The sequence below is a fragment of the [Mycobacterium] manitobense genome (assembly GCF_025821665.1).
In the GTDB taxonomy this organism is placed as follows: domain Bacteria; phylum Actinomycetota; class Actinomycetes; order Mycobacteriales; family Mycobacteriaceae; genus Mycobacterium; species Mycobacterium arseniciresistens.
This window is the reverse complement of the sequence record NZ_JACKSJ010000182.1, coordinates 49,117-72,722: the sequence shown is the minus strand read 5'-3', so window position 1 is coordinate 72,722 and position 23,606 is coordinate 49,117. Positions and strand designations below refer to the sequence as shown.

The following is a 23,606-nucleotide window of genomic DNA, read 5'->3' as shown; positions in this document are numbered from 1 at the left end:
GAGCGCCCGCACCGGCGCCGCCCGCACCCGGAGGGACCCCGTGAGGGGCGCGGCCGCGGCGGCGCTGGCCGCCGTGCTGCTGTCCGCCCTCACCGGATGCCAATGGCGCGGGCTGAATTCGCTCACCCTGCCCGGCACCGAGGGCTCCCACGACGGGTCCTACACGATCCAGGCGCAGCTGCCCGACGTGGTGGTGATCCAGCAGAACACCCGGGTCCGGGTGGCCGACGTCAACATCGGCAACGTCACCAAGATCGAGGTGCAGAACTGGCACGCACTGGTCACCATGCGCATCGACGGCGACGTCGAACTCCCGGCCAACGCGACCGCCAAGGTCGGTCAGACCAGCCTGCTCGGATCCATGCACATCGAGCTCGCCCCGCCCACCGACGCCCCGCCGCAAGGCAGGCTGCACGACGGCTCGGTGATCCCACTGTCGTCGGCCGCCACCTACCCGACCACCGAACAGACCCTGGCCTCGGTGTCGGTGTTGCTCAACGGCGGCGGGCTCGGTGAGCTGCAGGAGATCAACAAGGCGTTCGCGACGGCGCTCGCGGGCCGCGAGGACGTCATGCGCAGCCTGCTCACCCAGCTCGACGTCTTCATCGGCCAGCTCAACGTGCAGACCGACGACATCATCACGGCCACCGAACGATTGAACGCACTCGCCGGTCAGGTCGCGGAGAACGACCGCACGGTCGACCGCGCGCTGACCACCATCCCGAAGGCACTGTCGGTACTGGCCGAGCAGCGGGCGAACCTGGTCGAGGCCATCGACTCGCTCGGCAAGTTCAGCGCCATCGCCACCTCGACGATCGACCAGACCCGTGAGGCCCTGGTGGCGAACCTGCGCAGCATCGCCCCGGTATTCCGCGAGCTGGCCGACGCCGGTCCGGCGCTGACCAAGGGCCTGGACTTCCTGTCCACCTATCCGTGGGTCAAGAGCACACTGCCGAACTGGTTCCGCGGCGACTTCGCCAACATCAGCCTCGTCATCGACCTGACGCTGAGCCGTTTGGACAGCAGCCTGTTCACCGGTACCAGGTGGGAAGGCGACCTCACCGAACTCGAACTGCAGTGGGGCCGCACGATCGGCCAGATGCCCAGCCCGTACACCGCGGCCAATCCGCTGATCGCGCCCTACCACTTCGGCGGGTACTGACCATGCTGCGCCTGTCCCGCACGGTGTGGACCCAACTGGCGATCCTCGCCGCGATCACGGTCGTCGCGTGCAGCGTCATGGCGTTCGGATTCGTCAAGGTTCCCGCGCTGCTGGGCGTTGGCCGGTACGAGGTGACGCTGGACCTGCCCGCGTCGGGCGGGCTGTACCCGACGTCAGTGGTCACCTACCGCGGCACCGAGATCGGCCGGGTCACCGCAATCGACGTCACCCGCGAGGGTGTGCGCGCCGTTTTGAAACTCGACTCGGGCACCCCCGTTCCGGCCCAGGTGAGCGCCGCGGTGCACAGCCGGTCGGCCATCGGCGAACAGTTCGTCGAACTCACCCCCGAACCCGGCACGCCCGGCGAGCCGCAGCGCACGCTGCGCGACGGCGATGTCATCCCGGCCGGCCGGACGCAGATCCCGCCCGACATCGGAAACCTGTTGGACGCCACCAACACGGCGCTGCAAGCGATCCCGCAGGACGATCTGCGCACCGTCGTCGACGAAGCAGCGACCGCGGTGGCCGGGCTCGGCCCCGAACTGTCCCGCATCGTCGACGGCTCGACCTCGCTGGCGATCGAGGCCGGCCGGACCATCGACCCGCTCACCCAGCTGATCGACCAGAGCCCACCGGTGTTCGACTCGCAGGTGCGGACGGCCGATTCGATCGCCACCTGGGCGGCGCGCATGCGGTCGATCACCGGACAGCTCGCGGCGCAGGACGTCGCCTTCGCCGATCTGGTCGTCCAGGGCGGTCCCGCGCTGGCCGAGGGCAGGGCGCTCTTCGACAGGGTCGCACCCGCGCTGCCCGTCCTGCTGGCCAACATGGTCAGCCTCGGCGAGATCGCGGTGACCTACCGGGCCGACATCGAGCAGCTGCTGGTGCTGTTCCCCCAGGGCACCGCCGTGATGTCGGCGATCGCGCTGGCCAACGCCGGGACCAAGCAGGACTACCGGGGCATCTACCTCGACTTCAATCTCAACCTCAACCTGCCGCCGCCGTGCAACACCGGCTTCCTCCCGGTTCAGCAGCAGCGGTCGGCATCGGACGTCGACGCGCCGGAACGGCCCGCGGGCGAGCTGTACTGCCGGGTGCCGCAGGATTCGAGTCTCAATGTCCGCGGCGTGCGCAACATCCCGTGCGAGAACAATCCCGCCAAACGCGCCCCGACCGTCGAGTTGTGCGAGAGCGACGAGCAGTACGTCCCGCTCAACGACGGATTCAACTGGAAGGGCGACCCGAACGCGACCGTCACCGGACAGGGCGTACCCCAGTACCCGCCGGGTGTGCCGTGGCCAGGAGTCGACCAGCCACCGGCTCCCGCCGCGCCGCCATCACCGGCGCCGCCCGTCGCCTTCGCGCCGTACAACCCGGCGACCGGCACCTATGTCGGCCCGGACGGCCAGGTGCACACCAATTCCGACCTGACGCAGAGTCCAGAAGGGAAGACATGGCAGGACATGCTGACGCCGCCGAGCGGATAGCCGTTCGTCCGTCGAACACGCGCACGGCCGCCGTCGCAGGGCTGGTCGTCCTGGCCGCGCTGGGCGGTCTACTCGGCTGGTTCGGGTACCAGAACCACCAGGAGCGTGAAGCGCAGACCCGGCGCGACACCTTCGTCCAGGTCGCCCGCCAGGCGGCGGTGAACCTCACCACCGTCGACCACACCGACATCGACGCCGCGATGCAGCGCATCCTCGACCAGTCGACCGGTGACTTCCACGACGAGTTCCAGCAGCGCTACCAACCGTTCACGGATGCCGTCAGGCAGATGCAGTCGACGTCGGAGGGCACCGTCACCGAAGCCGGCCTGGAGTCCGGTACCGCCGATCAGGCCGACGTGCTCGTCACCGTGTCGATGACGACGACGAGCGCGACTGTGCCCCAGGCGGAGCCGCGTGGCTGGCGGATGCGGATCTCGGTCCGCCAGACAGACGACGGCGCGAAGATCTCGAACGTGGCGTTCGTGCCGTGACCCGCCGACCGATGACGACAGGAGGCCGCGATGACGGTCGACACTGAGACGCTGGAGCACGACGACATTGCCGACGTAGCTGCCGATGACCTCACTGACGAGGCCACCGACGACGAGGCCGGCCCGGTAGCCGGACCACCCCGACGTCGCGCGATCCCGTGGACCCGGTTGCTCGCCTTCGGTGTGCTTCCCGGCCTGGCGCTGATCGCCGCACTGGGCCTGGGTTACGTCAAGTGGCAACATGATTCGACGCGCTCAGAGCGCACCGCAGCCGAGCAGTCCGTGCAGGCCGCCAAGGACAGCACGGTGGCGATCCTGTCCTACCGCCCCGACACGGTAGACACCGAGCTCACCGCGGCGGTCGACCGGCTCACCGGCGACTTCCGCGACGAATACACGCGGCTCATCACCGACGTGGTCGCCCCGGGTGCCAAGCAGCAGCAGATCTCGGCGACGGCGACCATACCGGCGGCCGCGTCGGTCTCGGCCACCGCGGACAAGGCGGTGGTATTGGTGCTGGTCGATCAGACCACCACGGTGGCCGCCGATCCACCCACCACGTCGGCCTCCAGCGTGCGGGTGACGCTCGACAAGGTAAGTGACCGGTGGCTCATCTCGCAGTTCGAGCCGGTGTGATGCGCAACGTCGCCACGGTGGTCGCGGCGACGGCGGTGATGGGTGTCGGGGTGACGACGGCCGGGCCCGCCGGCGCGGACGCCGTCGGCTATCTCGTCAACGTCACGGTGCGGCCCGGCTACAACTTCCCGAACGCGGATGCCGCGCTCGCCTACGGCCGCGGGATCTGCGACGAGATCGCCGCCCACCGCCCGTATGCGCAGATCATCGCCGACATCCGCGCCGACTTCCGCTCCACCGACGAGTACCAGGCCGCATACCTGGTGAACCAGGCCGCCGGTGAGCTGTGCCCGGCGCAGATATGGCAGCTCCGCAACTCCGCCGCCCACTACCGCCCTCCGCAACCGTGACCCGGCCGTTGCTCCGGAGCGCTGCGGCGCTGGCTTGCTTTGTTGTCCTCGCCGTTTCGGCCGCCCCGGCGATGCCCCTCGCAGGTGCCGACAACGCCCGCCTCAACGACAGTGTCGTGGCCAACGTGTACCGCACCCACTACCTCGCGGGCTGCGGCAACGACGTCACGATCAACCCGCCGCTGCGACTCGCCGCCGAATGGCACACCCGTGACGTCCTGGCGAACCGGAACCTCAACGGCGACATCGGGTCCGACGGGTCGACCGTGCAATCCCGGGCCAGGGCAGCGGGGTTCCCCGGCGACGTCGCGCAGACCGTGGCGATCAACCCGGCGCTGGCGATCAACGGATTGGAGATCGTGAACCAGTGGTACTCCGACCCAGCCGACCTGGCCATCATGCGAGACTGCCGCTACACCGCCATCGGCGTCTGGTCGGAGAACAGCCTGGACCGCTCCGTCGTGGTCGCGGTCTACGGGCGGCAGACGTGACCCGCAACCGAGGAAGTGTGAGATGACAACTCTGGATGTGTCGATCATCGAAACCTCCGGTCTCGGTGACCGGAGCTACCTGGTGAGCGACGGCGGCGTCGCCGTCGTCATCGACCCGCAACGCGACATCGACCGCGTGCTGGCGGCCGCGGCCGAAGTCAGGATCACCCACGTGCTCGAGACCCACGTGCACAACGACTACGTGACCGGCGGGCTGGCGCTCGCGGAGGCGACCGGCGCCGAATACGTGCTGCCTGCAGGCGAAGACGTCGAGTTCGAGCGTCGGGCGGTGGGTGAGGGGGACAGCGTCGACACCGGCGGAATCCACCTCGACGTGCTGCTCACCCCCGGACACACCCATCACCACGTCAGTTACGTGCTGCGCGATGCATCCGGCAGCGTGCTGGGCGTCTTCACCGGCGGCTCACTGCTGCTCGGCAGCACCGGCCGGACCGACCTGGTGAGCGAGGAAGACACCGCCGAACTGACCCGTCAGCAGTACCATTCGGTGCGCCGCCTCGCGGACCAACTGCCCGCGGCCACCCCGATCTACCCCACGCACGGATTCGGCAGTTTTTGCTCGGCCGCCCCGGCCGACACCGACGCGTCCACCATCGGCGAGCAGCGCGACACCAATCCCGCACTCACCCAGGCGGAGGAGGAATTCGTCGACGGTCTACTCGCCGACCTGGACGCATTCCCGGCCTATTACGCGCACATGGGAGTGATCAACAGGGCGGGGCCCGCGGCAGCAGACCTCACGCCGCCCGTCCCGGTCGACCCCGCGGAGCTGCGCCGCCGGATCGACGCCGGAGAATGGGTCGTCGACCTGCGCAGCCGCACGGCGTTCGCGGCCGGGCACCTGGCCGGCACCTTCGGCTTCGAACTGTCGGGTTCGTTCGTCAGTTACCTCGGCTGGCTGTACACCTGGGGCGCGGCGCTGACCCTGATCGGTGAGGACACCGAGCAGATCGCCGAGGCGCAGCGGGAACTCGCGCGCATCGGTGTCGACCACCTCACCGGTCAGGCGACCGGGGACATCGAGGCGCTCGCCGCCGGTGCGCCACTGCGCAGTTACCGGGTCGCCGACTTCGCCGAGCTGGCCGACGTGCTCGGCGACGACGGCGTCACCGTCGTCGACGTCCGGCAGCGCGGCGAGTTCGACGAGGGCCATGTGCGCGGCGCCATCAACGTCGCCCTGCACGAACTCACCGAGCGCGCCGCGGAGATCCCAGCCGACCGGGAGGTGTGGATCCACTGTGCCAGCGGATACCGCGCCTCGGTGGCGGCCGCACTGCTCGACCGTGACGACCGCCGGGTCGTCCTCATCGACGACGAGTACGGCAGTGCGGAGCGGCTGAGGCTCACCACGTCGGCCGTTTCAGAATCGCCATGACCAGAAGTGTCTGATCACACGCCGCCCTCGGGTACGCCTGCCGTAGACCGCAGCAGAATTGAGGAGTGAGACCATGAACGCACCGGCCCCTGCCACGATCACGTCGTCGGAACTGCGCGACCGCTTCCAGTCCTCCGCGCCGCCGCGGATCCTCGACGTGCGCACGCCGGCCGAATACGAGACCGCGCACATCGCCGGTTCGCACAACGTGCCCCTCGATGTGCTCGACGAGCATGACGCTCAGGTCGTCGAACTGCTCGCCGAGGAAAGGGACGTCGTCCTGGTGTGCCAATCGGGTCAGCGCGCGACGAAGGCCCAGGCGATCCTGCGCGACGCCGGCCTGACCGGGGGACGGGTCCTCGCGAACGGTTTCAGCGAGTGGGAGAGCAAGAGTTTCGACGTCGACCGTGGAACGCAGAAGTGGGCACTCGAACGCCAGGTGCGTCTCGTCGCGGGTTCGGTGGTTCTGTCCGCTGTAGTGGGCAGTGTGGTGGTCCCGCAGCTGAAGTGGGTGGCCGCCGCGATCGGGGGCGGCTTGACCTTCGCCGCGGTGAGCAACACCTGCGCGATGGCGACCGCCTTGTCCAAGCTGCCGTACAACCGCGGTGCGAACACCGACGCCGACGAGCTTCTGGCGCGGCTCCGCGAAACTGCTTGAGCTAGAAGTCCTTCCGCGCCGCTTCCTGCTCGAGCACCGCGGACAGATCGTTGAGCCGTTCCATCGACGACACCGCCCTGCGGGTGCGGTTGTTGCGGGCCAGCCGGTCGCGGTGGCGGTCGACGAACGCCCAGTAGCCGGCGGTGAACGGGCACGCATCCTCGCCCACCCGCTTCTTCGGGTCGTAGGCGCAATCGCCGCAGTGGTCGCTCATCTTGTTGATGTAGGCGCCACCCGCGGCGTAGGGCTTGGTGGCCAGCCTGCCGCCGTCGGCGTGCTGGCTCATACCCACCACGTTGGTGGGCATCACCCACCGGAAGCCGTCGACGTAGGCGGTCGCGAACCACTCGGTGAGTTCGGCGGGATGGTAGCCGCGCTGCAGTGCGTGGTTGCCGAGCACCATGAGCCGCTGGATGTGGTGCGTCCAGCCGCGGTCACGCACGCCCATCAGCGCATGCCGTAGGCATTCGGCGGTGACGGCGTCGGAGTCGAGGTCGCGCCACCAGTCGGGCAGGGGAGTCGTGGCGGCGAGCACGTTGTTTCGGGTGTAGCCGGGTCCGAAGTGCCAGTACAGATGCCACATGTACTCGCGCCAGCCGAGGATCTGCCGGATGAATCCCTCGACCGCGGCGAGCGGGGCGCCGTCGCGGCGGTAGGCCTGCTCGGCGGCGTGCACCGCGTCCAGGGGGTGCAGCACGCCGAGGTTGAGCGGCACCGACAGCAGCGAGTGCGACATCGCCCAGTCGTCGCCCATCATCGCGTCCTCGTAGCGGCCGAAGGTCGGCAGCCGGTGGTCGATGAACCGTTTCAGCGCCCGTTGCGCCTCGGCGGGGGTGACGGCGAACAGGCGGGGTCCGTCCACGCCGACGGTGTCGAGGTCCATCGCGTCGAGATCGCGGCGCACCTGCTCGTCGATGTCGTCCTCGCGGGGACGGTACGGCGCGGGGACGTCGAGCCGATCCTGTTTCTTCGGCGGTGGTTCGCGGTTCTCCTCGTCGTAGTTCCACCGGTTGCCCACCGGATCGGCGCCCTGCATCAGGACGTCGAACCGGCGGCGCTGGTCGCGGTAGAAGTCCTCCATCCGGAAACGGGTGCGGTTGCCGGCCCAGGTCTCGAAATCAGCGCGGGGCAGCGCGAACATCGGGGTGGGCAGCACGTCGGCGACCAGGCCCTGCTCGTGGAGACGATTGACGAAGCGTTCGGCGGCGAAGGACGTCGGCTGGAACACGAGCACCGGCCGGTCGAAGCGTTCGAGCGCATCGGTGTAGTCGTCGGTCCGCATCAGGGTGGCGCGGTCACCGAGGTCGCGCTCGGCGTGGCGGAGCGCGGAGAGCACGAGATGCAGCTTCTGGCGGTGGTAGCGGCGTTTGCGCAACGCGGCGGTCGACTCGATCAGGAGCACTTCGCGGTGGGCGTGCTCGCCGCCGTACATCGCCGGGCCGAGTTGGTCGGCGAACAACCACAGCGGGGTGTCGCCGCGCACTTTGGTGCTCACCGGGGTGGCCGCCGGTCCTTACGATGCGCTGATGCGGACATTGACGGCACCGCCGTTCGGGTCGCTCGAGGCGGCAAGGGACTTCTACTTCCTGCTGATGGTGTTCCTGCGCGAGCTGAAGCGGCCCGGCGAGCCGGTCGGGCTGCACCAGTACCTGCTGGCGCAAGCGTTGGAGCACCACCGTCCGAAGTACACGTCGATCGAGTGCCGGGCATGCGACACGGTGTACCCGTGCCGCACGGTGCTAAGCGTCGCCCTGCTGGCCCGGTTCCCGGCGCCGTGGACCCCACACGGGCTGGTGGCGACGCTCAACGCGGTCGGTCTGCTCGGTGCGACTATTCGCGACGAGACCATCTTCTGGGGCAACGGCGATCCCGGTTTCACACTGCGCCGCAACGAGACCGGAGCGTGGGTGGGGGAGCGTCGGGACCGGGGCGACGTCAGGCCGATGGTGGTCGAGGACGACGCGGGGATGTGCGATCTGTTCAGAGGTTATGTTCGTGCGTTCCCGGTCGGGCTGGGGACCGCCGTCTCCGCCGAGGACATCGACCTGGTGCGGCCGGGGATCGGTCCGGCGCGGGAGTGGTGGTCCGGACACGTCGCGCTGCCGTATCTGGTGAACCGGCTGCAGGACGGGCTGACGGCCGACGGCCCGGCGTTCGGTGACCTACCGCCACAGTTCGCCCGGTTGACGGCGGAGGACGCGGCCGCGGCGGGGCAGCGCGCGGCCTGGGTGATCCCGGCCGGGCACGCGCTGCACGGGCGGCCGCTGCAGGCCATCGCCCGATGTGCGAGGTGTAACCGGGCGACGCTGTTCAGCAAGGGCACGGAGTTCTGCCTGGTGCACTTCGAGCCGTATGGGACCAAGGTCGAACTGCCGCTGCCGGCGTTCGAGAAGGTCGCGGACTATCCGGCGGCCTATGCCACGATGCACGACCACTACGAGACGTGCGACTGGCGCCCGCGGTACCCCGGCGGCTGGTCGGAGCGGTATCCGAAGCCGCGGCGCTTCCGCGGCGAAGACGGATAGCGGTTGGGATGTCCGGGCGGGCCTGCGGTAGGCTCTCGATCGCTGCCGGCGATCCCGGCGGCACCGCGGGCTGTGGCGCAGCTTGGTAGCGCACTTGACTGGGGGTCAAGTGGTCGCAGGTTCAAATCCTGTCAGCCCGACCAGAGATCGAGCAGACGAGGCGGTTTTCGCAAGAGCGGGAGCCGCCTCGATCGGTGTGATGAGACGCTCGATGGCGCAGCCCTCAGTTCTGGTGCGACTGTGTGGGAGTCCACCGCGAAGCCAGGGCGTCACAGATAGCGCGCTGCTCGCTTTCCTCCAGGTGGTGCATGAGAAGTCCTTCGATGGTGAAGATGCCGATCATCACTTCGGCGTCCACCGTCTGGGCGGAGACTCCCGCGTTCTCGAGTTCGAAGCGGAACAGGCTGCCGGTGATCGCGTGGAAGTTTCGATGCCATTCGGCGACGGCCGGTGAGTGCTCGACCCGGGCGTGCACCGTCGTCACGAGGCGACTCATCTCCGTGAGCTGCCCGGCCACCCAGAGCAGCCGGGCCGCGATCGGGTCGCTCGCAACCTCCTGGTACTGCGGCCATACGTCAGCCATGACGGCATCCAGGACCGCGATCAAGACGTCGTCCTTGTCGCCGAAGTACCAATAGATCGTGTTCGGAGCCACCCCGGCTTCCTTGGCGAGTCGGCTCATCGACGTGGCGTCGTAGCCGGCGTCGATGAACAGCTGCCGTGCTGCGGCGACGATCTCTGCCCGCTTCTCGTCGGCGGCCTGCGGACGCTTGTTGCGCGCCATGTGGCGTCCTTCCGTCGACCGAGCAGATCACACTTCTTGAATGACGTTCAAGAGACTGCTACCTTATGTTGAACGCTATTCAAGATACTCGACGAGGGACATTTCGTGACTCATCCACGCAGCTACGTCCGACACGACGTCACCTTCGACTCCGACGGCACACCCTGCGCGGCGTGGCTGTACCGGCCCGATGGCGTCGAGAATCCGCCGATCGTCGTGCTGGCCCACGGCTTCGCTGCGTTCCGCGAACTGCGGCTGGACGCCTACGCCGCACGGTTCGCCCAGGCCGGATACGCGGCGCTGGTGTTCGACTACCGGCACTGGGGGGCCAGCGGAGGACAGCCCCGCCGCGTCCTCGACATCGGTCGACAGCATGCCGACTGGCGCGCCGCCATCGCCTACGCCCGCCGGCTCGACGGTGTCGACAACACCCGGGTCGTGGGCTGGGGTTCCTCCTTCGGCGGCGGGCACGTCCTGGTACTGGCCAGCCACGACCACGACCTCGCCGCGGCAATCGTGCAGGTGCCGCACGTCACCGGCCCAGCGTCGGCGTTCGCCCAATCCCCGAAGCTGGTCTCGCGGTTGATTCTCGCGGGTCTGCGCGACCGGGTGGGTGACTGGCTGGGACGTCCGCCCTACCGGGTTGCCGCCATTGGACGACCGGGCGATGTTGCGATGATGACCTCCCCTGGGGCGGCAGACCTGGTGGAACGGATGGCCGGGGACCGCCGCGAGGAACTGCTCGCCGAGAACGACGTCGCCGCGCGTATTGCGCTGGGGGTGCCGTTCTACTCTCCGGGCCGTCACGTCGCCAAGATCACCGCCCCAACGCTGGTACAGCTCGCCATCAAGGACGACGTCACCCCGTACGCGAAAGCGCAGAAGATCGCGGCGCGCATCCCGAAGGGTGAGGTGCGGTCGTATGACTGCACGCACTTCGAGCCCTACCTGGACCCGCACTTCGAGCAGATCGTGACCGATCAGATCGCGTTCCTGGACCGCCACGTCGGAGCGCGGCGAACCGCGGCCTGACCGATTTGCGCGCATCGGCGCATATGCCTGTCGCGCCGCGAAGACTCAACATCAGGAGAGAGGAAAGTCCCATGACCACTCATCGACGCGCCGCCCTCATCACCGGAGCATCCGCCGGTATCGGAGCCGCCTTCGCCCGCCATCTCGCCGCCCAGGGGTTCGACGTGCTGCTCGTCGCGCGTCGCGCCGAGCGTCTCGAAGATCTGGCAGCCGAGGTGCGTCAGGCGCACGGCGTGCGCGCCGAGGTCTTCGCCGCCGACCTGACCGACGCCGCTGCTCCAGCCGCGATCATCGATCACGCCGAGAAGATCGGCTTGCCCATCGACGTGCTCATCAACAACGCCGGGCTGTCATCGAGCACGAAGTTCTCCGAGACTCCGTGGGAATCGGTGGCCGCCGAGATCCAGCTGATGGTGACCGCCACGACCGAGCTCGCCCACCGGGTGATCCCGGGAATGAAGCAGCGCCGATGGGGGCGCATCGTCAACCTGTCCTCACTGGCTGCGATGGCCCCGCCCGGGGAGGGTCTGCTGTACACCGGGATCAAGGCCTATGTGCTCGACGTGTCCCAGTCCCTCGACATGGAGCTCAAGCCGCACGGCATCCACGTGACCGCGCTCTGCCCCGGCTTCACCCACAGCGAGTTCCACGACGTCATGGGTACGCGTGATGCCGCAGACAGGTTGCCCGGGTTCTTGTGGCAGGAGCCCGATGCTGTCGTCAGCGAGGGATGGGCCGCCGTCACCAAGGGCAACCCGGTGTGCGTCCCGGGCGCCGTCAACAAGCTCACGGCCGCGGCGATACGACCCATTCCGCAACGCATTCGGTACGTGATGGGCCGCACTTTCAACCCGTTCAAGTAGGGAAAGAGTCGGGCTCGAAGATCCCGTCAACCGCAGAGCGGTATCGGACCCGTCAATTTCCTATGACCGTTGTCCGGTGTTTGTCCCATCGGCTGCGCTACTGTGAAAGAGTCTGACCGCGCTTGTTCGCTCATACCGGGACAATTGTGCGAATCCCGCCTGGAAATCAAGATCTTCGGGTTCTCCCTGGTTCGCTACAGCACCGCTCAGCCAAGCTTGACCGAAGCTGTCGTTGTACCGGTATCTCGGAGAGGCGTCGTTGTGGGTTGTTCGCGTTATGTAGGCCGGGTCGGCGCGTTGGCCGTGGCGCTCGGTGTGGGTGTAGCCGTCGCGACCACTCCCGGAGTGGCGCATGCCGCACCGGACTCGGCAAAGACGACAGATCGTGCGGAGTCGGACCGTGAGTCCGTCAAGGGCAGTTATGGCGACCCAGCCTCTTCCACCCCCAATGACGACGACGCCGATGACGCCGACGATGGCGATGACGACGGCGAAGACGACGACGTCGACGCCGACGACGTCGGCGGTGACGAGGCGGCCGGCGATCTCGGCCCGTCGGGGGTTGTCGGTGCCAGGGACGGGGCCGACCAGCAGAGTGTGAGCGGCAACGGCGGCCAGGACCTGGCAGGGAATGTCGAGGGGTCGCCGCCGGTGTACGTGCCGCCGGCCGCACAGTCGCCCGTCGTGGACCCGACACCGCCGGTTGCGCCGCCGCCCGCACAGTCGCCCATCGTGGACCCGACACCGCCGCCCGCACAGTCGCCCATCGTGGACCCGACACCGCCGGCCGCACAGTCGCCCGTCGTGGACCCGCCGCCGGTGTACGTGCCACTAGCCGTGAGCGAGGCGGTGCCGAGCACACCGAGGTCGCCGGACATCACTGCACCGGATCAGGCATCCGACACGGCGGCCGCCTTGCGTGATCCGCAGAACCGGGTGGCGCCGTCGGCGAGTACCGGCGAGTTCACGGCCAGTGCGTTCGCGGTGACCGTTGCCGCCCCCGGCGGGGACACATCGCTGGCCGCTGCGGCTGCGCCGGGGACGCCATCGCCAGCGCCGTTGATCGATCAGCCCGACAATGTGTGGGAAGTGGCGGTAGCCGCGCCGGCGGTGTTGGCCAACATCGCCATCACCGCGGTGAACGCGTTCTTGTCGTCGGTCCTCACGCCTGGCCCCACGACTCCCGCGCCGCCGGTGATGTTGTTCGTGATGTTGGGGTGGGTGCAGCGCGAACTGCAGCGCACGTTCTTCAATCAGTCGCCGACCGCGGTTACTGATGTGGTCACCACCTCCGAGGGCTTCCCGACGACATTTCCGGTGTTGGGCAACGACATCGACCTCGATGTGAACTCCACCCCCGGCACCTTTCCCGGTGACACGTTGACGGTGACCGACTACACCCAACCCGCCCACGGCGTTGTGGCGTTGAATCCCGACGGGACCTTCACCTACACCCCGGACGCCGACTTCGCCGGCAACGACAGTTTCAGCTACACCGTCTCGGATGAGGCCAGCCCCTGGCATCTGCACGGCTTCGCCGGATTGTTCTCCGGCGGCGGGCACGCGTCGACCACGACGGTGGCGGTGACGGTGACGCCGGTCAACGATGCCCCGGTGGCCGTCGACGATGGAGGGTTGAGCGTTGGCGAGGACACCTCGTTGAGTGTGTCGGCCGCGAGTTTGGTCGCCAACGACGTCGACATCGACGGTGGCCCGTTGACGGTCACTGCGGTGGGCAACGCCCAGGGTGGCACCGTTGCCTTGAGCAACGGGATCGTGACGTTCATTCCGACGGCGAACTACTTCGGGCCGGCGTCGTTCGAGTACACGGTCTCCGACGGGCAGATCACCGATGTCGGGACCGTGGCGGTGACGGTGACGCCGGTCAACGATGCCCCGGTGGCCGTCGACGATGGCGCGTTGAGCGTTGGCGAAGACACCTCGTTGAGTGTGTCGGCCGCGAGTTTGGTCGCCAACGACGTCGACATCGACGGCGGCCCGTTGACGGTCACTGCGGTGGGCAACGCCCAGGGTGGCACCGTTGCCTTGAGCAACGGGATCGTGACGTTCACTCCGACGGCGAACTACTTCGGGCCGGCGTCGTTCGACTACACCGTCTCCGATGGGTCGCTGACCGATGTCGGCACCGTCGCGGTGACGGTGGCGGCGGTCAACGATGCGCCGGTGGCTACGGGTCACACCATCGCCGTTCCCGAGGACTCCATCAGTACGGTCAATTTGACCGCCGACTCCGCCGACCCTGACGGCGACGCGCTGACTGCCGTCCTGGTCTCCGGCCCCACGAACGCACAGACCTTCATCCTCAACCCCGACCGCACATTCACCTACACGCCGGCCGCCAACTACACCGGCCAAGACTCCTTCACCTACAAGGTGAACGACGGCGCTTTGGACAGCAACACCGTCACCGTCACCATCAACGTCACCGCCGAAAACGATGCGCCCACGGCCGTGGACGACGGACCCTTCGCCCTCGACGAGGACGGTTCGCGAACGCTCACCGCCGCCGAATTGCTCGGCAACGACACCGATCCCGACACCGGCGACGTGCTGCACGTCGCGGCGGTCAACAGCACCGCCGGCACACACGGCACCGTGGTGCTCAATCCCGACGGCACGGTCACCTACACCCCAACTGCCGACTACAACGGCCCGGCCGAATTCACCTACACCGTCGCCGATCTCAGCAACACCCCCAGCGCCAACACCGCTACCGTCACCCTCTTCGTCACCCCGGTCGACGACACCGCAGTCCACGACGGTCCCGTCGTCGCGGTCGGCCTCAACGCCTCCGGTCAGACCGACATCCCGCCACCGCCGGACGGGTTGACCTATGCCGAGGTCGAGGGCGGCTACTACCACACGGTGCTGCTGCTCTCGGACGGCACAGCCGTCTCCGTCGGAAACAACGGCTGGGGGCAAAGCGAGATCCCGGCGCTGCCAGCGGACGTGACGTACACCGAGGTCGCGGCAGGCTATCTCCACACGGTGCTGCTGCGCTCGGATGGCACCGCGGTCGCCGTCGGTGACAACGCTTACGGGCAGACCGCCATCCCGGAGCCGCCGGAGGGAATGTTCTACACCGATGTCGCCGCCGGCGGCTTCCAGACGGTGCTGTTGCGTTCGGACGGCACCGCGATCGCCCTGGGCGACAACGCTTACGGTCAGACCGACATCCCTGCGCTGCCACCGGGGGAGGAGTACACCGGTATCGCCGCCGGCGCGAATCACACGGTGCTGCTGCGATCGGACGGCGCCGCCGTCGCCTTCGGCAACAGCGACTACGGGCAGCTCGACATCCCGGAGCTGCCGGAGGGAATGATCTACACCGACGCCGCTGTCGGCAACGCCCACACGGTGCTGCTGCGCTCGGATGGCACCGTGGTCGCGGTCGGCTGGCCCCGTTACGGGCAGACCGACATCCCGGAGCTGCCGGAGGGAATGGAGTACACCGACATCGCAGCCGGCTTCGATCACACGGTGTTGCTGCGCTCGGACGGCACTGTGATTGCCGTCGGCCGCAACGATCTCGGGCAGACCAACGTCCCCGCACCGCCGCCAGGCGTGATCTACGCCGACGTTGCCGCCGGCGACTGGACCACGGTGCTACTTACCGACACCATCATCGTTTGAGCACGGCCCTCAACGGGGAGTCGAAGGCAGGTCGTGAACCGGTGCCGCCGGCAGGTGGATGACGAGCAGTGCGAACAGCGCGATGACGGCGTTGCGGAACGCGGCATCGGACCCGTTCCAATCTGACGAACGCCACATCTGGAACCATTCGCCGCCGACGGCGAGGAAGCCCCCGAAGAACAGCACGACGATCATCGTCAGCCCGATGGTCGCCAGGGCGCGTGCCCGCCTCCTGTTTCGCGCCGAACGCGCGAACCACCAGACGGTCGCCGCTGCCAGTGCCACACCGGCGAGGAGTTCCCACGCGATCACGCCGATGTACGCGGCATTCTGGAGCGGCCGGGACTCGATTGCGTGCCACATCACCGACGGGTCGAGATTCTGCCCCGCCGGCGCACCGAAGTTCGCCGTGTCCATTGACAGAACGTGTTGAACGAACGCCTGATTGGTGGCGAAATCGGTGATGTTCCCGAATGCGACCAACAGCATAAAGAGCGCGTTCAGTCCGACGAGCACTCCACCGACAGCGAAAGGGCTACCCATGGCCAGCCAACGCGGCTGCGATCGATCAGCGCCGTCGATGGTCTTCGAGGATTTCATGCCCGACTTCTCCGATCAGAGTGCTTATCGACGTGCGTGTCTGGAGCATGGAGCCGAAGTGGCCACGAACAGCCGGCTGACTTCCTAAGGTAGCGCTATGGCGGAAGACGAAGTAGACCCGGACGTGATCGACGACCTGAACAAGCGGGCGGACGAGGATGATGCGGAATTGCCCGAAGACGTCGAGGTGCCACTCAATGTCAGCGACGACGAGGCGGTGAAGGCCGTCAAACAGCAGTTCAAAGACGCCGGCACAGAATGCACCGATGATGAGGCGCTCGAGTTGGTGAAGGCCGCCAGGAAGAAGGCGGAAAAGAAGAAGAACGAGAAGGAGAAGAAGGAGTCCGACGATAAGTCGGATGACGACTCCGACGACAAGTCGGATGACAATTCGGATGACGACTCCGACGACAAGTCGGATGACGACTCCGACGACAAGTCGGATGACGACTCCGACGACGAGTCGGACGACAAATCGAAGGACGACTCCGACAAGTAGGACGTGATGGCGGTCCGGGTACCGACACAACGCGTGTAACCCGGTGTGGCACTGTGAGGGCCGTGTCGACTAATCCGATCGTGCTCGAAGCGACCACAACGCCCGCGGGGGCCGACGTGGTGACGCTGACCTTCGACAACGGCCCGCTGAACCTGTTCGACCAGGCGACGTTCGACTCTCTGGTCGCCCGCATCGCGGAAGTGGCCGCGAACCCGCCACGCGCATTACTGCTCCGCGCCGAAGGCAAGGTGAACTCGGCGGGCGTCGACGTCCATGTCTTCCAGGGGTTGACCGCGGAACAGGGCGCGGACCTGTGGCGTCGACTGTTCGCCGAAGTGATCCATCCTCTCGAGCAGCTGCCGTGCCCAGTGGTGTACGCAGCGCACGGGCTCACTTTGACGGCGGCGTTCGAGATCGCGCTCGGCTGCGACATCATCCTGGCGGCGCCGAAGGCGAAGTTCGGATTGGTCGAGATCGTAGTGGGCTTGACGCCGTCGATGGGCGGACCGCAGCGGCTCGCGGAACGGGCCGGCTCCGGCCGCGCGCGGGAGCTCGTCATGACGGGCGACCTCTACGACGCCGCGACCATGGCCGACTGGGGCGTGGTGAACGCCGTTCACGACGACGTCGACGCCGCGGCTCGCGCACTCACCGTGCGCCTCGCGGACGGACCGACCAAGGCGAATGCGGCGACCAAGGAGATCATCGCGGCGTGGCGATCGGGCGGTGTTCACCATGCCGACGGGGTCACCCCCGAGGTGTCCGGCGCCTTATTCGCCACTGAAGACCTGCAGGACGCGGTCGTGAGCTTCCTCGACGCCGGACCCGGCCACGCCACCTTCGGCGGACGCTGATTGGTTCGCGCCTGACCCCGTCTTCGGCCGACCGGCACGGTCATTCGGCATCAGCGATTTCGCGAGCGACCCCGTCTTTCGGAGTAACGTTCACCAGGCGTTCTTGCCCCGATTCCGGGGAGGTGGCCGATGGCGGGGATGGGTCTTCCCGGATTGTGGCTGTTCCTGATCGCGGTGGTCGCGGCGTCGGTCGCGCTCGCGGTTTTCGGTATCTGGCTGGCCAACCGCACGGCGGACCGCCGGAATGACGGCGACACCAACACATCGCTTTCGCCCTTCCTGACCACCGTCGCTCTGGTCTACGGCGCGCTCCTGGGCTTCACGGTCGTCGTGGCTTGGGAGCAGTTCTCGTCGGCCGAGGCGACGGTGAGCAACGAGGCCTCGACGCTCACGACGATGTACCGGCAGACCGTCGGGATGTCGGGCCCGAAACAAAGTCAACTTCGCGACGCACTGCGCGACTACACGATGGCTGTCGACGCCGAGTGGGACAGCCAGTACGAGGGCGACGGCAACGAGGTGGCCCGCTCGGCGATCACCGACATGTACCGAATACTGGGTAATCAAACGGCCGATGAGGCGTCGCGACCCCTCGACGGCGAATTCCTCAAGCAATTGGCCACCCTCGCCTCGGACCGTAACGCCCGGTTCCTCGACGCTCGGCCGCGAATACCCGGGTTGCTCTGGGTCGGGCTTCTGTTCGGCGGCATGCTGCTCGTCGCCCTGATGACTTTCTCGCGACTGGAAAACCGGCGAGTCCACCTGCTGCTGTCCGGTTCTGTTGCGGTACTACTCGGGCTTCTGCTGTTCATCGTGTTCTGGCTCGACCGGCCGTTCGGCCGCGACCTGGGAGTCACGCCGGCGCCGTTCGCAGACGCGCTGACGATCTTCGACACCGTGGATCGGGGGAGTTAGGCAACGCCCTCGACTCGACGTCGCACCGCCTTGGCCTCGAACGGATTGTGCTTGCACCGCGCAGGTCATGATGATCACGCTGTTCAGTGCCGGCGGCGAATCCACCGTATCGTGATCGGTTCCGCTGCTTGTGTGTTGGCCACGCACCCGGACATTCAGCAGCAGGTGCGGGACCGACCGGAATCGTTCGGCGCCTTCCTGGAAGAGGTGCTGCGCTTCGAACCGCCGGTCCGCGCGCACTACCGCCACGTCGTAAGCGACACCACGTTGGGCGGGTCGACCGTCCGGCCGGGTCACGCCTGATCCTCCTGTGGGGCGCTGCCACCGGGACCCATCACATTTCGATGATCCGCAATCGTTTCGACTCGATCGCGTTGTCGGCGAGCGGCACATCGCGTTCGGCAAGGGTGCGCATCTCTGCGTCGGTGCCGCCCTCGTGCTCCGTCAGCTGCTGGAGCGAACCACCCTCATCCAAGCGGCGGAAACGGCGCGATGGCTGCCGAGCCTGCTCGTGCGGCGCCTCGAACACCTCGAACTCGAGTTCGCTTGATGCGATGGGAATACCGCTCACCTGACGGGTCGGATGTCGGGCAGCGTCCAGGTCTTGTCGAACAACGGTGGTGTCGGCCCGTAGAAGCGGCAGAGGACCTCGAACTGCTCGCCGCTGCGGGTGGGAATCCAGTTGCCCTGCCCACCATCGGGCGGAATGGGTCCGAACGCGAGCTCGACGGAGCCGTCGGCGTTGGACCGCAACTCCGGCGTGTGTGACGAGCGGCTGGCCCAGGGCACGTCGTGAATGAGGGTGTGGGTTGCCCGGTTGTAGGCCGTGGCCGACCAGTACAGGGTGACCGGAACATGTGCGGGCACCGTGAGCCGGTATGTCGACGATCCGTCCAGCGGGTTGCCGTCGGCATCTCTGACGGCCATCAGATAGAACTGCCCGGTGCCGAGCCGTTTCGCGCTGAAGAACGCGATCGAGTAACTCATGGCCCGATCATCGATGGGGTAGACCCCGGGATTGCCGTAATTGTTCGTACTGGCTTCGATCAGGTCGGGTGAGGCAGGAAGCGCCCATCGGGTCTCGGCGAAGAAGGGTGTCGTGTAGACCCTTTCGTATTTGTCGTCGAGCCAGGCGCGCACCTCCTGCATGGCGCCGGCCAGTACTTGTTCGGTCGCTTGGTCGGGCGCGAAGGGCTGACCCTTGACAATGCCGATCGACCGGCAGATATCGATCATCGCTTTGTCGCGGGTCAGCCACGGTTCGGCCTGCACGCGCCGGTCGAGGGACTCGAAAAATTCGGCGTCATAGGGAATGGCGGCATCGAACAGGACGTCCGCGGCATCGACGAACGTCGTCTGCGGGTCGTCACGCACCTTCTCGAGCGGATAGAACTTCACCGTCCGGCCGTAGGCCACGGCATCCGCGATGTCGGCAGCGGTGCCGCCGCCGAGATTGGAGCGCAGGATCGCGTATCCGGAGTACGTCGAGGACCTCAACGCGATGTACCCGTCGGGAATGTCATCCTGATATCCGGGCGGGAGGATGAGGAATTTGCCGCCTTTGCCCGCGTCGATGCCGGCCTGGCCGACGTCCTCCAGCGCGCACTGCCACGCGTCGTCGACCGAGCCGGTGATCGAGCCCTCCCCGGCCGCCGGTATCTCCAGGACGACCGGGCCGTCGGTGGTGTCGTAGAACGGCATCAGGTAGACGGCGTCCGGGTTCGGCGTCAGCGTCTGGTTCTTCCAGTCCAGCAGCCGAGACCAGTACACGATCTGGTTCCCGCCGCCATGGGCGTCCCGCACCAGGGCCTGCAGCATCCTGTCGTAGTTGACCGCCGGCATCCCCCAGATCGCAGCCTCCACCGCGCGGCGATAGAGGGTTCGCTCGTGCAATTCGGTGCGCGTCATGGTCATCGGTATCGCCTTCCTGAGCGCCGTCTCTGCCTCGTGGGTCGCCCCCGGGGCTTCAGTCAACCCGCCCTGGGCAATACCGTCGAGGTGCGAACATGGAAGAGGGGTGACGGTCATGAGTGAACTCCCCGGACGGCTGGGGGCAGTCGGACGCGACCGTGAATTGCCGCGGCGCGAAGACCTGCCGCTGATCTTCGACGAGTTGGACTATCAGATGGCCTGTCAGGCCTACCTGTGGGCGCTCCCGCTGGTGTCGTACGCGCAATGGCAGCGGGTGCATACCTCGGTGTTCGGCGCGGGTGCCTTCGACCTCGTGGCCTACCGGACCTATCGCGACAAGCTCGGGCTCATCACCGCCAATGCGACCACCCCCTACATCCTGGGCTTCTTTGATCTCGGTGCGACCGGACCGCTCGTGATCGAGTTGCCGGCCGGGCATACCGCCGGTGGAATCTCCGACTTCTGGCAACGCGAGATCGCCGTCCTCGGCGAGATGGGACCGGAACGCGGCGCAGGCGGCAGGCACCTCGTGCTCCCGCCGGGCGCCGAAACACCTGAGCACACCGACGATCTCCGACTGCACCATGCCAGCGGGATGAACATCATGTTCGGGTTCCGTACCCTCGATCCGGACCCGGACCGCGCGCAGGCACTCGTCGAAGGCGTAAAGATCTATCCCTTCGCCGACCCGTTGGGCGCCGCGCCGACGCGGCTGATATCACCCGACGGGCGGCCCTGGTCCGGCGACCAACCGCGAGGCTTGCAGTACTGGGAGCGGTTGCACGACGTCTACCAACGAGAGATCGTCGACGAACGCGACCGGTTCTACCTCGCCATGCTCGCCCAAATCGGCATCGAGAAGGGAAAGGCTTTCGCGCCCGGCGAGCGGCTCACCGACATCCTGACCGCTGCCGCCGATGCCGGCGAGTTGATAGCTCAGGCCAACACCTTCGCCAAGCGGTTCCCGGGCTCGCGCTACTGGCCTGACCGCCGCTGGGATCTCGTGTTGGCGCTCGACGATTCCAGCCAGCGCACTACCCACTACGACCAACTCCTGGAACGCGCAGCGTGGTTCTACGAGGCCGTGAGCTTCTCCGCTGCGATGAAGAGCCAGACCCCGGGAGTGGGGCAGGCATATCTGAGTTGCTACACCGACAGCGCAGGGCAGTGGCTCGACGGCGGTAACGACTACACCCTGCACATAACCGCCAACCCGCCCGCCAAGCTCTTCTGGTCGGCCACGGTGTACTCGGCGCAGACTCGCTGCCTGATCGACAACCCGCAGCAGCGCGGCGACCGAGGGTCGCGCGATCCCGAGCTCGCCTACAACGACGACGGATCGGTGGACCTGTACTTCGGCCCCAACGAACCTGCGCAACACGAGGCCAACTGGATACAAACCATTCCGGATCAGCACTGGTTCGCCTACTTCCGGCTCTACGGACCGCTCGAGGCCTACTTCGATCGCAGTTGGCGGCTCGGCGACATCACGGCCGCCGGCCGGATCGGTCTCGACTAGCGGAACACCCCGGCGGTCGCCAGCGCCACCCGGCGCCGCGCGCGCTTCGGCTTGTCGCCGAAGCGATCGATGGCCCAGGACACCGCCGTGACGAGTTCGAACAGTTCCTCGGCGGTGACGGAAGCCGACGCCGACCCGTGGTCACGGGCCCGCTCCAGGAAGTCGCGGGTGCGGTCGGTCAGCCTCGTGTTGACGTCCTTGACCGGCGAATCGGCGGCGTCCGCTGCGCCGGCGATGCAGGTCGGCAGGTCGTGCCAGATGCGGAGCCGCCACGCGAGCCGAAAAAGCCACTCGCGCAGCGCATCATCGACCGACCGATCGCGTTCGAATCCGACGGCCTCGGCCAGCAGGTCCGCCACGCTGTCCTCGATCACCGCGGCCAGCAGGTCGTCCCGAGTGGGGAAGTTGCGGTACAGGGTGGCATTGCCGACGTTGGCGGCGGTGGCGATGCCGTCGATGGGGGCGAAGATCCCGTCGGTGTCGAACGCCGCTCTAGCAGCGCGCAGTATCGCCTCGCGGTTGCGGCGGGCGTCGGCGCGGAGCGGACGCGACACTGTGGCCACCGATTCGACCTCCGCTTCGAGGAATAACTGGGGATGCTCCCCACTTGTCTAGGTGGGGACATACCCCACTTACACACACTACGGCGGGAGTCACGATGACGGAGCAACTCGAGGGTCGGACGGTGCTGATCACCGGAGCGAACGGCGGTCTCGGCGGTGAATTCGTACGACAGGCACTCGAACGCGGGGCGCGACGGGTCTACGCCACCGCCCGGACGCCGCGGGACTGGAGCGACGACCGCGTGGTGCCGTTGCGGCTCGACCTGACCGACACGGTCTCCGTCGCCCAGGCTGCGGCGGCCGCGACGGACGCGGACCTCCTGGTGAACAACGCAGCCGTCGCACCCGAGGAGGATTTCTCCATCCTGACCGGCGACGAGGACGTCGCGCGCCGGATCTTCGAGACCAACTACTTCGGCAATCTGCGCGTCGCCAAGGCGTTCGCGCCGGTGCTGGCCGCCAACGGCGGCGGCGCCCTGCTGAACGTGCTGTCACTGGCCGCCTGGATCCCGATGCCGACGGCCTACGCGGCATCCAAGGCCGCGATGTGGTCGGCCACCAATGCGCTACGGGCCGAACTGGCGTCGCAACGGACCAGCGTCACCGGGCTGATCGTCGGGATGATCGACACCGCGATGGTGGCCCGCTTCGAGGTACCGAAGAGCAGTCCGGCGAGCGTGGTGGGGCAGGCGTACGACGGCGTCGCCGCAGGCGCCTTCGAGGTGCTCGCCGACGAGGACTCCAGGGACGTCAAGGCCCGCCTGAGCGGCAGCGCCGAGGAGCTCAACGCCCATCTCGCCGAGGCGCTCGCAGCCGTCACGGTCTGACAGCGACCCGCGGTCTCAGCAGTAGGACGTCATCCCGCTGGGGTGGATCTTGTCGATGACGGCACCGGGCGGGATCGGCTGGCCGAAGGCCATGCACCACGGCACCCCGTTCTTGAGCACCATGATGCCCGGGCCGGCACTGGGTTTCGGGTTCAGCGCCTCGTTCGCCTGATCGACGCCCTGCTGGACGTTGTCGATGACCTCGTTGGCGATACCCGCGCCCGGATTCTTCTGCTGCTCCTGGCACTGCTGGTCGTCCGGAGGGCAGGGCGGCGGCGGATCGGCGTTGGCGATCGGCGCCGCGAGCAGGAAAGCGGCGACGCCGGCCGCCAAGGCCGATGCCACGACGGTGGAGGGTTTGCGCACGCGATGACCCTAGCGGCGATCGC

The 23,606-nt window shown here is 67.5% G+C and carries 23 protein-coding genes, 1 tRNA gene and 1 pseudogene; 19 read left to right on the top strand and 6 right to left on the bottom strand.

The annotated features are described in order from the left end of the window. Positions 1-40: 40 nt before the first annotated feature. The 8 genes from H7I41_RS21105 to H7I41_RS21070 all read left to right on the top strand — a co-directional run bounded on the left by H7I41_RS21105 (position 41) and on the right by H7I41_RS21070 (position 6,671). A complete protein-coding gene (locus H7I41_RS21105; protein ID WP_372503777.1) occupies positions 41-1,162 on the top strand; it encodes an MCE family protein in 1,122 nt (373 codons plus the stop codon). Between the two features lie 2 nt (positions 1,163-1,164). Further along, on the top strand, positions 1,165-2,649 hold the full coding sequence (locus H7I41_RS21100) for an MCE family protein (protein WP_264014565.1): 1,485 nt from the start codon (positions 1,165-1,167) through the stop codon (positions 2,647-2,649). Next, the gene (locus tag H7I41_RS21095) at positions 2,616-3,140 is read left to right on the top strand and encodes an Rv1363c family protein (RefSeq protein WP_264014564.1); all 525 of its coding nucleotides are present in this window, start codon (positions 2,616-2,618) and stop codon (positions 3,138-3,140) included. The genes H7I41_RS21100 and H7I41_RS21095 overlap by 34 nt, the downstream gene beginning before the upstream one ends. A gap of 30 nt (positions 3,141-3,170) precedes the next feature. Then, positions 3,171-3,776 (top strand): Rv1363c family protein, encoded by a 606-nt coding sequence (locus tag H7I41_RS21090; RefSeq protein WP_264014563.1) that lies wholly within the window; start codon positions 3,171-3,173, stop codon positions 3,774-3,776. Continuing rightward, positions 3,776-4,126, top strand: coding sequence for a DUF732 domain-containing protein (locus tag H7I41_RS21085; RefSeq protein ID WP_264014572.1), 351 nt, complete (start codon positions 3,776-3,778; stop codon positions 4,124-4,126). Before H7I41_RS21090 ends, H7I41_RS21085 begins: the two co-directional genes overlap by 1 nt. Continuing rightward, positions 4,078-4,617: a CAP domain-containing protein gene (locus tag H7I41_RS21080; protein ID WP_264014562.1), complete on the top strand. Its 540-nt coding sequence runs from the start codon at positions 4,078-4,080 to the stop codon at positions 4,615-4,617. Before H7I41_RS21085 ends, H7I41_RS21080 begins: the two co-directional genes overlap by 49 nt. A gap of 31 nt (positions 4,618-4,648) precedes the next feature. Next, positions 4,649-6,013: an MBL fold metallo-hydrolase gene (locus tag H7I41_RS21075; protein ID WP_264014571.1), complete on the top strand. Its 1,365-nt coding sequence runs from the start codon at positions 4,649-4,651 to the stop codon at positions 6,011-6,013. Positions 6,014-6,086: 73 nt separating this feature from the next. Beyond that, complete coding sequence (locus H7I41_RS21070) at positions 6,087-6,671, top strand: rhodanese-like domain-containing protein (RefSeq protein ID WP_264014561.1); 585 nt, start codon at positions 6,087-6,089, stop codon at positions 6,669-6,671. 1 nt (position 6,672) lies between these two features. On the opposite strand, the gene H7I41_RS21065 is transcribed toward H7I41_RS21070, so the two are convergent. Further along, positions 6,673-8,166, bottom strand: coding sequence for a cryptochrome/photolyase family protein (locus H7I41_RS21065; protein WP_264014560.1), 1,494 nt, complete (start codon positions 8,164-8,166; stop codon positions 6,673-6,675). Between the two features lie 31 nt (positions 8,167-8,197). Between H7I41_RS21065 and H7I41_RS21060 the strand changes: the two genes are divergently transcribed. Further along, entirely contained in the window at positions 8,198-9,196 is a 999-nt protein-coding gene (locus H7I41_RS21060) for a hypothetical protein (protein ID WP_264014559.1), read from the top strand. Between the two features lie 66 nt (positions 9,197-9,262). Next, a tRNA-Pro gene (locus tag H7I41_RS21055) sits at positions 9,263-9,339 on the top strand. Positions 9,340-9,419: 80 nt separating this feature from the next. Here the strand turns inward: H7I41_RS21055 and H7I41_RS21050 are convergent. Continuing rightward, positions 9,420-9,980, bottom strand: a complete 561-nt coding sequence (locus tag H7I41_RS21050) for a TetR/AcrR family transcriptional regulator (protein WP_264014558.1) — start codon at positions 9,978-9,980, stop codon at positions 9,420-9,422. A 105-nt stretch (positions 9,981-10,085) separates the two neighbouring features. On the opposite strand from H7I41_RS21050, the gene H7I41_RS21045 reads away from it, so the two are divergent. The 3 genes from H7I41_RS21045 (at position 10,086) to H7I41_RS21035 (ending at position 15,529) form a co-directional block, all read left to right on the top strand. Then, complete coding sequence (locus H7I41_RS21045; protein WP_264014557.1) at positions 10,086-11,012, top strand: alpha/beta hydrolase; 927 nt, start codon at positions 10,086-10,088, stop codon at positions 11,010-11,012. A 71-nt stretch (positions 11,013-11,083) separates the two neighbouring features. Continuing rightward, on the top strand, positions 11,084-11,875 hold the full coding sequence (locus H7I41_RS21040; protein ID WP_264014556.1) for an SDR family NAD(P)-dependent oxidoreductase: 792 nt from the start codon (positions 11,084-11,086) through the stop codon (positions 11,873-11,875). Between the two features lie 315 nt (positions 11,876-12,190). Further along, entirely contained in the window at positions 12,191-15,529 is a 3,339-nt protein-coding gene (locus H7I41_RS21035; protein ID WP_264014555.1) for a tandem-95 repeat protein, read from the top strand. Between the two features lie 9 nt (positions 15,530-15,538). On the opposite strand, the gene H7I41_RS21030 is transcribed toward H7I41_RS21035, so the two are convergent. After that, a complete protein-coding gene (locus H7I41_RS21030) occupies positions 15,539-16,129 on the bottom strand; it encodes a DUF2165 domain-containing protein (RefSeq protein WP_264014554.1) in 591 nt (196 codons plus the stop codon). Positions 16,130-16,253: 124 nt separating this feature from the next. Here H7I41_RS21030 and H7I41_RS21025 point away from each other — a divergent pair, with 124 nt between their 5' ends. The 4 genes and pseudogenes from H7I41_RS21025 to H7I41_RS21010 all read left to right on the top strand — a co-directional run. Next, the gene (locus H7I41_RS21025; RefSeq protein WP_264014553.1) at positions 16,254-16,628 is read left to right on the top strand and encodes a hypothetical protein; all 375 of its coding nucleotides are present in this window, start codon (positions 16,254-16,256) and stop codon (positions 16,626-16,628) included. A gap of 62 nt (positions 16,629-16,690) precedes the next feature. Then, complete coding sequence (locus H7I41_RS21020) at positions 16,691-17,482, top strand: enoyl-CoA hydratase/isomerase family protein (protein WP_372503775.1); 792 nt, start codon at positions 16,691-16,693, stop codon at positions 17,480-17,482. Between the two features lie 129 nt (positions 17,483-17,611). Beyond that, a complete protein-coding gene (locus tag H7I41_RS21015) occupies positions 17,612-18,397 on the top strand; it encodes a bestrophin-like domain (RefSeq protein ID WP_264014551.1) in 786 nt (261 codons plus the stop codon). Positions 18,398-18,452: 55 nt separating this feature from the next. After that, positions 18,453-18,947, top strand: a pseudogene (locus H7I41_RS21010) (cytochrome P450); the annotation flags it as partial. 17 nt (positions 18,948-18,964) lie between these two features. Here the strand turns inward: H7I41_RS21010 and H7I41_RS21005 are convergent. Further along, positions 18,965-20,311 carry a DUF1214 domain-containing protein gene (locus H7I41_RS21005; protein ID WP_264014550.1) on the bottom strand — a complete coding sequence of 449 codons (1,347 nt, stop codon included), beginning with the start codon at positions 20,309-20,311 and terminating at the stop codon, positions 18,965-18,967. A gap of 112 nt (positions 20,312-20,423) precedes the next feature. On the opposite strand from H7I41_RS21005, the gene H7I41_RS21000 reads away from it, so the two are divergent. Next, a complete protein-coding gene (locus H7I41_RS21000; protein WP_264014549.1) occupies positions 20,424-21,827 on the top strand; it encodes a DUF1254 domain-containing protein in 1,404 nt (467 codons plus the stop codon). Here H7I41_RS21000 and H7I41_RS20995 read toward each other — a convergent pair. Beyond that, positions 21,824-22,390, bottom strand: coding sequence for a TetR/AcrR family transcriptional regulator (locus tag H7I41_RS20995; RefSeq protein WP_264014548.1), 567 nt, complete (start codon positions 22,388-22,390; stop codon positions 21,824-21,826). The genes H7I41_RS21000 and H7I41_RS20995 overlap by 4 nt on opposite strands. Positions 22,391-22,485: 95 nt before the next feature. On the opposite strand from H7I41_RS20995, the gene H7I41_RS20990 reads away from it, so the two are divergent. Next, on the top strand, positions 22,486-23,217 hold the full coding sequence (locus tag H7I41_RS20990) for an SDR family oxidoreductase (RefSeq protein WP_264014547.1): 732 nt from the start codon (positions 22,486-22,488) through the stop codon (positions 23,215-23,217). A 15-nt stretch (positions 23,218-23,232) separates the two neighbouring features. Here the strand turns inward: H7I41_RS20990 and H7I41_RS20985 are convergent, their stop codons facing one another. Further along, complete coding sequence (locus tag H7I41_RS20985) at positions 23,233-23,583, bottom strand: hypothetical protein (RefSeq protein ID WP_264014546.1); 351 nt, start codon at positions 23,581-23,583, stop codon at positions 23,233-23,235. Between the last annotated feature and the right edge of the window lie 23 nt (positions 23,584-23,606).